Source organism: Streptomyces sp. NPDC088554 (genome assembly GCF_044752945.1).
In the GTDB taxonomy this organism is placed as follows: Bacteria; Actinomycetota; Actinomycetes; order Streptomycetales; family Streptomycetaceae; genus Streptomyces.
Map to the genome: position 1 here is coordinate 33,456 of NZ_JBIVMF010000021.1, position 10,445 is coordinate 43,900.

9 protein-coding genes and 2 pseudogenes are annotated in these 10,445 nt (G+C 71.9%); 7 read left to right on the top strand and 4 right to left on the bottom strand.

Features of this window, described 5'->3' with window-relative positions:
* Positions 1-115: 115 nt before the first annotated feature.
* Positions 116-421, bottom strand: a complete 306-nt coding sequence (locus ACIP8W_RS23530) for a hypothetical protein (protein ID WP_402154897.1) — start codon at positions 419-421, stop codon at positions 116-118.
* Positions 422-573: 152 nt separating this feature from the next.
* The gene (locus ACIP8W_RS23535) at positions 574-1,362 is read right to left on the bottom strand and encodes a hypothetical protein (RefSeq protein WP_401950420.1); all 789 of its coding nucleotides are present in this window, start codon (positions 1,360-1,362) and stop codon (positions 574-576) included.
* 154 nt (positions 1,363-1,516) lie between these two features.
* On the opposite strand from ACIP8W_RS23535, the pseudogene ACIP8W_RS23540 reads away from it, so the two are divergent.
* The 3 genes and pseudogenes from ACIP8W_RS23540 to ACIP8W_RS23550 form a co-directional block, all read left to right on the top strand.
* A pseudogene (locus ACIP8W_RS23540) lies at positions 1,517-1,797 on the top strand (helix-turn-helix transcriptional regulator); the annotation flags it as partial.
* Between the two features lie 2 nt (positions 1,798-1,799).
* A complete protein-coding gene (locus ACIP8W_RS23545) occupies positions 1,800-2,033 on the top strand; it encodes a hypothetical protein (RefSeq protein WP_401950489.1) in 234 nt (77 codons plus the stop codon).
* 215 nt (positions 2,034-2,248) lie between these two features.
* Entirely contained in the window at positions 2,249-2,464 is a 216-nt protein-coding gene (locus tag ACIP8W_RS23550; RefSeq protein ID WP_401950418.1) for an I78 family peptidase inhibitor, read from the top strand.
* Between the two features lie 68 nt (positions 2,465-2,532).
* On the opposite strand, the gene ACIP8W_RS23555 is transcribed toward ACIP8W_RS23550, so the two are convergent.
* Entirely contained in the window at positions 2,533-3,513 is a 981-nt protein-coding gene (locus tag ACIP8W_RS23555; protein ID WP_401950415.1) for a phosphatase PAP2 family protein, read from the bottom strand.
* 436 nt (positions 3,514-3,949) lie between these two features.
* Here ACIP8W_RS23555 and ACIP8W_RS23560 point away from each other — a divergent pair, with 436 nt between their 5' ends.
* Together ACIP8W_RS23560 and ACIP8W_RS23565 are read left to right on the top strand one after the other, a co-directional pair.
* Positions 3,950-5,698: an MFS transporter gene (locus tag ACIP8W_RS23560; RefSeq protein WP_401950412.1), complete on the top strand. Its 1,749-nt coding sequence runs from the start codon at positions 3,950-3,952 to the stop codon at positions 5,696-5,698.
* A 69-nt stretch (positions 5,699-5,767) separates the two neighbouring features.
* Positions 5,768-6,964, top strand: a complete 1,197-nt coding sequence (locus ACIP8W_RS23565; protein ID WP_401950410.1) for an acyl-CoA dehydrogenase family protein — start codon at positions 5,768-5,770, stop codon at positions 6,962-6,964.
* Between the two features lie 27 nt (positions 6,965-6,991).
* Here ACIP8W_RS23565 and ACIP8W_RS23570 read toward each other — a convergent pair whose 3' ends face one another.
* Positions 6,992-7,423 (bottom strand): cell division protein SepF, encoded by a 432-nt coding sequence (locus ACIP8W_RS23570; protein WP_401950408.1) that lies wholly within the window; start codon positions 7,421-7,423, stop codon positions 6,992-6,994.
* Between the two features lie 232 nt (positions 7,424-7,655).
* On the opposite strand from ACIP8W_RS23570, the pseudogene ACIP8W_RS23575 reads away from it, so the two are divergent.
* A pseudogene (locus ACIP8W_RS23575) lies at positions 7,656-7,859 on the top strand (hypothetical protein); the annotation flags it as partial.
* A 569-nt stretch (positions 7,860-8,428) separates the two neighbouring features.
* On the top strand, positions 8,429-10,445 hold a 2,017-nt coding region (locus ACIP8W_RS23580), incomplete at its 3' end, for an FAD/NAD(P)-binding protein (protein WP_402204487.1).

The following is a 10,445-nucleotide window of genomic DNA, read 5'->3' on the forward strand; positions in this document are numbered from 1 at the left end:
CGCCCTCCCCCGGGGCGGGGGGGGGGGGGGGGGGGCGGGGGGGGGGGGGGCGCGCCCCCCCCCCCCCCCCCCCCCCCCCCCCCCCCACCGCTTCGTGTTGTCCGTCGCGGCCCCGTCAGGCGCCGCGACGTGGTCCCGGTGGCAGCGCCGCCTGGGGGCGGCCCATGTACTGCCGGGGATCCCGCTGCCAGGAGCCCATCTGGGGCGTATGGCCGAGACCGCTGTAGCCCCCGTATCCGCCGTACCCGCCATATCCGCCGTGAGAGGCGTGCATGCCGGTGCCGAAGGCCGTGAAGCCGAGATTCTCCTCGTTGCTCCGATCGCCGGGCAGAGCCCTGAAGGACCGGCGGAACTCGGAGTACAGCGCGTCGTAGATCGGAGTGGTGGAGAACCCGTCCGCTACGTCCTGCGCGGGGCGCATGGAAGGGATCTGGCTCTGATACTGCTGCCGGGAGGGGTCGTATGAGTGCACGTACGGGCCAACGACCCCGTCGGCGGTCGGATGCGGGCTGTGACCGGAATTCGTCGAAAGTTGTACGGAGCGCAACCGGCGGAGCGGCATCGTGGCCTCTGTCACGTGCCGGCCAGCGGCATCATGGCGGCGACCAGCCGGCCGTTGGCCGCGGCCTTCTCCAGCGCCTCCCGCAGCAGGTCCTCCCGGGGCTGCTGGCCGATGGAGCCGACCGGCGCCGCGTAGACCAGCACCCGCTGCGACTTGTTGGCCGCGTTGCGCCAGCCATCGGTGACCTGGAGCGGCTGGTGCGCCTGCCACCAGGCGACCGAGGAGGTGGAGCCGCCGGTGCCGGGCTGGAGTACGGCGTGCAGCTGGCCCATGGCGAGCAGCACCGACCAGCCGGGGTTGACGCCGGGCACCCCGCTCAGGTCGTTGACCGGGGCGAAGCCCTGCTCGATCAGGAGCTGGAGGAACTCGTCGGTGGTGCCCTCGGAACCGGGCCGGGCGATCGGGGCCGTCGGCTCGACGACCAGGGCGGGATACAGCTCCTCCTCGATCAGCACCAGACCGCTGGTGACCCCGAGAACGGCCTGGCCGGGGGCGCCGGCGGGGGGCTGGGGCGCCTCCGGCTCACCGCCGGTGATGGACCTGACCGCGCCCTGGAGCTGGTCCTCGGCGACCTGGACGACCTGGGAGGGGATGCAGGTGGCGTGGGCGAAGGCGAGAACGGCGGTCTCCTCGCCGACGAACAGGACGGTGCTGGTCCGCTCCTGTTCGGAGTCGCCGGGGGTCCGGCAGGACGTGCAGTCGTAGTTCCCCGGGGAGTTCTCGCCGGCGAGCAGCCGGTCGGCTTCTTCGTCGCCGATCTCGGCGCGGACGTCCTCGCTGACATCGAGCATGCGCGGCACGGGTGGCTCCCTCGAACTCGGTGCGTGGGCCGGGCTGTTCCCGGCTCGTACCGAAGACAACGGGTGAGCCGTGGCCGGGGTCACGCGTGGAGGCGTACGTAATCGAACTCGTCGCGGAACCGGCGCTGCCGCGACCGCTGCCGGACTCGTGCGCGTGCCGGACACCTCGGCGCGACTGCTGCGTCCGCTCTCCCCGCCGCAGGCCCACCGCGTGGTCCGGAGCCGCCTCGCGCCCGGCCGGGCGTCACCGCGCGTACGGTACGGCGCGATGCCGACCGGCTGCGCGAGCTGGGCTACCCGGTGCACGCCGACCCCGGTACGGGCGGCGGCTACCGGCTCGGCGCGGGGGCCGAGCCGCCGCTGCCGGACGACGAGGAGGCGGTCGCCGTCGCCGTCGGGCCGCGCACGGTGGCGGGCCAGGGCACCGAGTCCATCCGGTGCCCCTGGGCCTCGATTTCGAGGTCGCCGAACCGCCGGAGCCGACCGACCGCATCAGGGCGGTACGCGACCGGCTGCGCAGGGCGCTCGGCCGACGGGCCGTCCGGGACCGCGCCCGCGGACGGGTCGTCGGTCTGTCGTCGGAGGTGTCGTCCGACGACGGATTGTGCGGGGGAATCGTGAATTCTCCGGGCCGTCGAATTACCTCGGAAGATCTCCGGATCACCCTGTGAGGTTAATTCTGCGAGGGTAAATTTATGTGATCTTCCGGGTCATCGAATTACTTGGGGAAGAGCGCTGAACATGTGTCGGGAGAGACGCTGTTCGCCTCCGGCGGATGCGGGGACGCTGTGACACAAGCGTGACCACGCGGGGATCCCGAAGAGCGGTGCCCCGGGTATCCCGGCCCGACTTCCTTCCCGGCGTCCCGGCGCCTACGGTGAGTGCTATGGCACCGATACCGACACCACCCCGACAGCCTTCGGACGATCCCGGGTCCTATGTCGGCCTCGACGCCGGGAGCGCGGAACGGCGCGCCAGGGCGCGCGGCTGGACCCATGTCAGAGCGCTGCCCCCGGGTGTGATCATCACGATGGAATTCGTCGCGGGCCGGCTCAACTTCGAGGTGGACGGAGGCAAGGTCATCCGCTGCTGGCACGGCTGAGCGTCCGCCTTTCCATACGTACGAAAAGGCCCCGGCCGTCCTTCTTGGGTCTTGGGTTCCAGGGGCCTTCAGCCGCCCGTGACCGGGCGGGAGTGCGGGGGGCGGCGGCTGCCCGCCGGGGTGACCGGGGTGCGTTCCGAACGTACCGCCGCGTGCTGCCGGGGCTGGGCGGTGAGCTGACCGGTGACCCGGGCGCCCGCGGTGCGACCGCTGTGACCCGCGCCGATGTGCTCGCAGGGCGACTCCTCGCCCAGGGGCTGCGGGACCGGTGCGTGGCGCGGGCCGCCGACCTTCGCCGAGGGGGCGGGGGCAGGGCTGCGGCGCGCCCGCCACTGCTCGCGCACCCCGAGGATCGCGCGTTCCGCGCGGCCGATCATCGGCTCGACCCAGGGCAGCGCCAGCAGGATCAGCAGGCCGGCGGCCCAGCCGAGCAGGACATCGCTCAGCCAGTGCGTACCCAGATACACGGTGGTGGCGCCCACGCCCAGCGCCACCATGGCCGACATGACCGACAGATAGCGCCTGGCGCGTGGCGTGGTGGCCAGATAGGCGAGGATTCCCCAGGTCACGACGGCATTGGCGGTATGTCCGGAGGGAAATATATCGCCGCCCGCGAACAGTTCGGCGGAGCCGATCCGCGTCGCGTAGTGCGGACCGAGCCGCCCGAGGCCGAGCTTGACCGCGCCGACGCTCACATTGAGCAGCAGCAGCGCCGCGCCGAGGACCAGCAGCGGCCGCAGGGTGTGCTGCCGCCAGGAGCGCCAGCCCAGCCAGGCCGCGATCATCACGGCGGTCGGGCCGCGCTGGCCGAGAACCACGAAGTAGTCGAGGAAGGCGTGCAGTTCCGGCCATTGCTGATATGGCCGGAAGAGCATCACCTTCCAGTCGAGGATCACCAACGACGACGAGACGAGCACGGCGAGGACGATGGCGATATAGAACGCCAAGGTCCCGCCGAAGAGAGCCGTGCGGGTGCGGCTCATCCGCGGGATCTCTATCTTCGGCGGTTCCGGCTCCCGGTCCAGGCGGGCAAAGATGTCGGTACGCACCCAATGGACGTTACAGCGAGTGAGTGACCGAACCAGGCGATCAGGTCTCTTTGTGATGACGATGTGATGTGGAGTGGGTATCGGCTCGCTTTTTATCCGGGACTTATCCGGGGTGGTTCCGGGAATTCAAGGGGCCTTGGGCTCTATTCACGGATGTGCTGTTCCGGGAACTGTCTTTCTGTGACACGGATTCGGTTCACCGCGTTGACGCGTGGAATTTCCCCGGCGCTCGTGCGGGCCGGAGATCGGTGATCATGGGACGCCGGAAGTGGCGCACACCACATGCCCTGGCCGGAGTGGTGAGACCTGCGCCATGTGACGTACGCGATCACTCGCGTACGCTGACGGCTCACTTCGCCCGTCGATGGACGGGCCGCACGGGGCCAGGGGCCCGTTCGGACCGCCGAGCGCGAGGGACGCATTGGGAGGTACTCAGATGCCCGGGACGCACCAGTCCGGGACCACCAGGACCGGACCGCGGCGGGGGACCGCCGACGGCGGTGCCAACCGGTGGGTCGTTCTCCTCGTCCTCTGCGTCAGTCTGCTGCTGGTCGCGGTCGACGCGACGGTGCTGCATGTCGCCGTCCCCGCCGTCACCGCGGACCTCAACCCCAGCGGCGTCGCGCTGCTGTGGATCGTGGACGCCTACCCGCTGGTCTGCGCCTCGCTGCTGATCCTCTTCGGCACGCTCGGCGACCGGGTCGGCCGGCGCCGGATCCTGCTGCTGGGATACACGCTCTTCGGCGTCGCCTCGGCGGTCGCCGCCCTGGCGGACACGCCCGCGATGCTGATCGCCGCCCGCGCCCTGCTGGGCATCGGCGGCGCGATGATCATGCCGGCGACGCTCTCCGTCCTCCGCGCGGTCTTCCCCGACCGCCGCGAACGGGCCATGGCCATCGGGGTCTGGACCGCGGTCGCCGCGATCGGCGCCGCCATCGGCCCGGTCCTCGGCGGCTTCCTGGTGGAGCACTTCTGGTGGGGCTCGGTCTTCCTGATCAACATCCCGCTGCTGGCGGTCCTGCTGCCGCTCGGCCGGATCCTGCTGCCCGAGTCGAAGGGCTCCACCGACGGACCCTGGGACGTGCTCGGCGCGCTGATGGCCGCCGCCGGGATCCTCGGCGTGGTCTTCGGCGTGAAACGGCTCGGCGCCGGGGAGGCCCCGTTCGGCCCCGCCACGCTCGTCGCCCTGTGCCTGGGGGCCGCGCTCCTCGTTCTCTTCGTACGACGACAGCGCCGCCGCGCGCACCCGCTGATCGATACGCGGATGTTCGCCAGGCCCACCTTCTCCACCTCGGTCGGCTGCATCGTCCTCGCCATGCTGGCGCTGGTCGGGCTCCAGCTGATCGCCGTCCAGTACCTCCAGCTGGTGCTGGGGCTCAGCCCGCTCCGGGCCGGGCTGCGGCTGCTGCCGCTGACCTTCGCGGCGATGGCGGCGGGCATCGCGGGCTCGGCCATGCTGCGCCGGTTCGGTCCGCGCCGGATGGTCTCCTGCGGCTTCGTCCTGACCGCCGTCGCCGTGCTGCTGCTGACGGTGATGGGCGAGCACGACCGGCCCGCGCTGCTGACGGCGGGGTTCGTCCTGCTCGGCTTCGGGCTCCAGGCCACGCTGTTCGGCGCGTACGAGTCGATGCTCAGCGACGCCCCGGCCGAACAGGCGGGCGGTGCGGCGGCCATCGGCGAGACGTCGTACCAGCTGGGCGCGGGCCTCGGGATAGCGCTGCTCGGCAGTGTGATGAACGCGGTGTACGCGCCCGGACCGGCGTCGGTACGGGGCGTTCCGGCGTCGGCCGGAGCGGCGGCGTCCGATTCGCTGGGCGAGGCGTACGCGGTGGCGGACCGGCTCGGCGGGCCCGTGGGGGAGGCCCTGAGGGCCGCCGCACGTCACTCGTTCGTGCAAGGACTGCATGTGACGCTGCTCGTCAGCGCGGGTCTGCTGCTGCTCGGCGCGCTGGCCGCGCGGCGGCTTCCGAAGGCCATGGACTGCCGGCCGGTGGTGGCCGGGGCCGGGCCGGAGGGCGTACGGGACGAGGCCGTGGAGCTGCCGGAACCGCGCCGGGAGCCCCGGCTCGCCAAGCCGCCCCGGTCGTACGGCCTGCCCCGGACCCGGGAGCCCGCCGAGGTCGCGGTGGAGCTGACGGTACGCGGACCCGCCGAGCGCGCCGGGTCTGGACGCGCTCCGCGCTGAGCCGTAACGTCGGGGCGGCCCTGTGACTAGCAGCGCTAGTTTGCCGATCGACGCCGGAGGCTCACCGTCATGTCCGCACCGTCCGCCGCGAAGCCGCCGCCCTTCGACCCGGCCGATCCGCTCGGGATCGACGAACTGTTCGACCCGGAGGAGCTGGCGATCCGGGACACCGTGCGTGCCTGGGCCGGTGACCGGGTCCTGCCGTACATCGCCGAGTGGTACGAGCGCGGCGAGCTGCCCGGCATCCGGGAACTCGCCCGTGAGCTGGGCGGTCTCGGCGCGCTCGGCATGTCCCTGACGGGGTACGGCTGCGCGGGCGCCGGCGCCGTCCCGTACGGGCTGGCCTGTCTGGAGCTGGAGGCGGCCGACTCCGGGATCCGCTCCCTGGTCTCCGTGCAGGGGTCGCTCGCCATGTACGCGATCCACCGCTTCGGGTCCGAGGAGCAGAAGCGGCGCTGGCTGCCCGGGATGGCGGCGGGGGAGATCATCGGCTGTTTCGGTCTCACCGAGCCCGACCACGGCTCCGACCCGGCGGGGATGCGGACCCACGCCAAGCGCGACGGCACCGACTGGGTGCTGACCGGCCGCAAGATGTGGATCACCAATGGCTCGGTGGCGGGTGTCGCCGTCGTCTGGGCGCAAACGGACGGCGGCATCCGGGGGTTTCTCGTACCGGCGGGCACCCCCGGATTCTCGGCGCCGGAGATCACCCACAAGTGGTCGCTGCGCGCCTCGGTCACCAGCGAACTGGTCCTCGACGGGGTGCGGCTGCCCGCCGACGCCGTACTCCCCGAGGCCATCGGGCTGCGCGGACCGCTCAGCTGTCTGAGCCACGCCCGGTACGGGATCGTCTGGGGTTCGATGGGGGCGGCGCGCGCGAGTTTCGAGTCGGCGCTCCAGTACGCGAGGACGCGTGAGCAGTTCGGGCGGCCGATCGGTGGCTTTCAGCTGACCCAGGCCAAGCTGGCCGATATGGCCCTCGAACTGCACAAGGGCATCCTGCTCGCCCACCATCTGGGGCGGCGTATGGACGCGGGCCGGCTCCGCGCCGAACAGATCAGCTTCGGCAAGCTCAACAACGTGCGGGAGGCGATCGAGATCTGCCGGACCTCGCGGACGATCCTCGGTGCCAACGGGATCTCGCTCGAATATCCCGTGATGCGCCATGCGACGAATCTGGAGTCGGTGCTCACCTACGAGGGCACCGTCGAGATGCACCAGCTCGTCCTGGGCAAGGCGCTCACCGGCCTCGACGCCTTCCGGTGAGGCCGTGGGAACCGGTGAGCGCCCTGCTCAGCTCTGGTTGAAGAAGCCGTCCTCACGACTCTTGGCCTCACCGTTGACGATCTCGGTGTCGGCGGGAGTCAGCAGGAAGACCCGGGCGGCGACGCGGTCGATCGACCCGCGCAGCCCGAAGATCAGCCCGGCGGCGAAGTCCACCACGCGCTTGGCGTCGGCGGGCTCCATGGCGGTGAGATTCATGATGACCGGGGTGCCGGCCCGGAAGAGCTCGCCGATCGCCCGCGCGTCCCGGAAGCTCTCCGGGGAGACGGTGGCGATCCTCCGGCTCTGCTCCTGGGGGGCTTCGGGAGCGACCCGCATACGCGGCTCGCTCCGCCAGGTCTCGCTACTTTCGGTCCCTTCGGCGTACTCGTCGTCGTAGTAACGCTCGTCGTTGTCCTCTACGAGGCCCAGCCAGGCACTCGCCTTGCGCACCGATCCCATCGACGCCTCCTTTCACCGCGGTCACATGAAGTTCCCTATCCCTATGGTCGACCATCATGCGGATCGCGCGCCAAGGGGATAGTCGGCGCGCAGGCGATTCGTGACGCTACTGGTGCAGAAGATGTGGCGATTCGTCAAGGTTCTTCCAGGGTACGGGCCTTAAATCAGCCCAAAATAGTATCTTTCTTCCAGATGGGTGATGCCGGGGTCGTTCGGGTGAACGGATCGCTGGATACGATGCGTCGCGGCGTCGGCGAACGGCTCCCGGGGAACTGTCGTGTTCGGAGCGCCCCGCTCCGACCATGGGTGGTTCGCCCGGACCGTCACCGACTACGACGGCCTGATCGCCCCGGTTCTGACGGAGGCTCAGACCGGCCGCGCCGCCGGGCGGCGCCGTATCGCGGGCCCCTGTCCGCTGCGCGGCATGCGGACCGCGCTGGGCGAGCGGAGTTCGCCGACGACCGGCTCGCCCGTGTGCTGCCGGCGTACGAGCTGCGGACCTCGGTGGGCCGGGCCTTCGGTACGTACGAGGGTCGGGTCGGACGGGAAGCGGGAAGGCCGTTGTCACCGGTGCGACGGGTCGGACCGGTGCGATCGCTGTGACTGTTGCGACTGCGGAGATTGCGGTTGTGGCTGCGATTGCTGAGGCGAGCGCCGAGGGGAGTGTGAAGGCACGCGGAAACGGCGCGCGAGCGCCGGGACTGACGTCGGGGGGTGCCGTGCAGGGCGTCGGCTCAACAGGAAGAGGACCACACGCGACCGAAGTCGATGTGGGAGCGCGTGACCAGCCACTGCTGTGAATGCATGGCCCCAGTGGAACAGTCATCCGTTTTCGCGTCAACCATGTATGAGACGAGCGGCCCACCATGCGGACAGGCTTGACAGCGGGCCGTATTCACCGCTTAACCTCAGGTCACAAGCGGATCCTGCTGAGGGGCTCGGTCCGCCCGCGTTTTCTGTGAAGGCACTTCCCGTGTTCGATCGCTGTATCCACGGAGCCTTCGCATGCCCTTGCCCCCGTCTCCATCCCAGGACACCGTCCGCCCCCGACCGCTGACCCCTTCGCTCGTCGTGGTCGGCGCGGGCCCGCGCGGTACCGGCCTCCTGGAGCGGATCGTCGCCAACGCGCCCTCCCTGTACGACGGCCGGCGCCTCGACATCCATCTGGTGGACCCGTATCCGCCGGGCGGCGGCCGGATCTGGCGCCGCGACCAGTCGCCGCTGCTCTGGATGAACTCCACGGCCGAGGACGTCACGATGTTCACCGACGACTCGGTGGAGCTGGCCGGGCCCGTACGCCAGGGGCCCGCGCTGCACGAATGGGCCCGGGATGTCGGGGAGGGCCGCACCCGGCTCGCCGCCGCGTCCGGGGACGACGCCGCCCTCCGCGCGGAGATCGCCGCGCTGACCCCGGCGGCGTTCCCCGCCCGCCGAGTCCAGAGCGCCTATCTGAGCTGGGTGTACGAACAGACCGTGGCCGCCCTGCCGCCGGGCGTCGCCGTCCACCTCCACCCCACCAGCGCTCTGCGCGTCAGCGGTCCGCGCGGCGGGCGCCAGCGCGTCTGGCTGGCCGACCGCGCCGAACCGCTGCTCGCCGACGCCGTCGTCCTGGCCCTCGGCCACCTCGACGGCGAACCGGACGCGGAACAGGCCGGGTTGACCGCCTTCGCGCACCGGCACGGGCTGCTCCACCTGCCGCCCGACTTCACCGCGGACAGCGATCTGTCCACGGTGCCCGCCGGGGAACCCGTCATCGTCCGCGGTTTCGGACTCGCCTTCGTCGATCTGATGGTCCTGCTCACCGAGGGGCGCGGCGGCCGGTACACGGAGGCGGACACCGGGGACGGTGAGCTGGTCTACCACCCCTCCGGACGTGAACCGGTCCTGCACGTCGGGTCGCGGCGCGGCGTTCCGTACCACTCCAAGATCGGTTACGCGCTGACCGGTGAGCGCCCGCCGCTGCCCCGCTTTCTCGGGCCCGCGCAGGTCGACGCGCTGCTCGCCGGGGCCGAGGCGCCCGACCACGCGCGCGATGTCCGGCCGCTGATCGACAAGGAGCTGGGCTTCGCCCACTACCACCGGCTCTTCACCGCCCACCCCGAGCGCACCCGCGCCGACCGGACCGCCTTCGAGGAGGCGTACGCGGCCGCCGCCCCCGGCAGCCCGGAGCTGGCCGCGCTGGTCGCCGCCGCCATACCGGACCCCGCCGACCGGCTCGATCTCGCCGCGCTCGACCGGCCGTTGAAGGGCGCGCGCTTCCCCTCGGCCCCGGCGCTCCAGGACGGGCTGCGCGGCTATGTCGGCGCGGATCTCGACCGCCGCCACGACCCGGAGCACAGCACCGACCTCGCTGTCTTCCTCGGGCTGCTCTCGGTGTACGGCCAGCTGATGCGGCTCGGCGACGCGGGCGATCCGGACGGGCGGTGGCACGGCTTCTTCAGCTACCTCGCCTCGGGCCCGCCGGGGCCCCGGCTCCGCCAGCTCCTCGCGCTGTCCCGGGCCGGGGTCGTGCGCTTCCTCGGCCCGGAGCTGACCGTCGAGGCCGACGACCGGGCCGGGGTCTTCCGGGCCGGATCCCCGGCCGTACCGGGGGAGTACGTGGAAGCCCGCACCCTGGTCGAGGCCCGGCTCCCCGACCCGTCGCCCGCCCGCACCCGCAGTCCGCTGCTGCGCGCCCTGTACGAGGAGGGCGCCGCGACGACCTCGGCGGCCGGGCTGGTCAGGGTAGACCCCGGCGACGGGCGGCTGCTGGAGCAGGGCGGCCGCCCGCATCCGCGCCGGTTCGCGCTCGGCCCGTACACCACCGCCCGGTCGAGCGGCGCCTTCACCCGGCCGCGTACGGGCGGGCCCGCGTTCCGGCAGAACGACGCGACCGCGCGGGCCGCGCTGACGCTGCTGGGCGGGCTGTCCGCCCGTACCCCCGAAGGGTCTCCCGTCCCGGCGTCCGCCCCGGCACCCGCCCCGACACCCGTCCCGGCACCCGCCTCCGTCCCGGCACCCGTCCCGGCACCCGCCTCCGTCC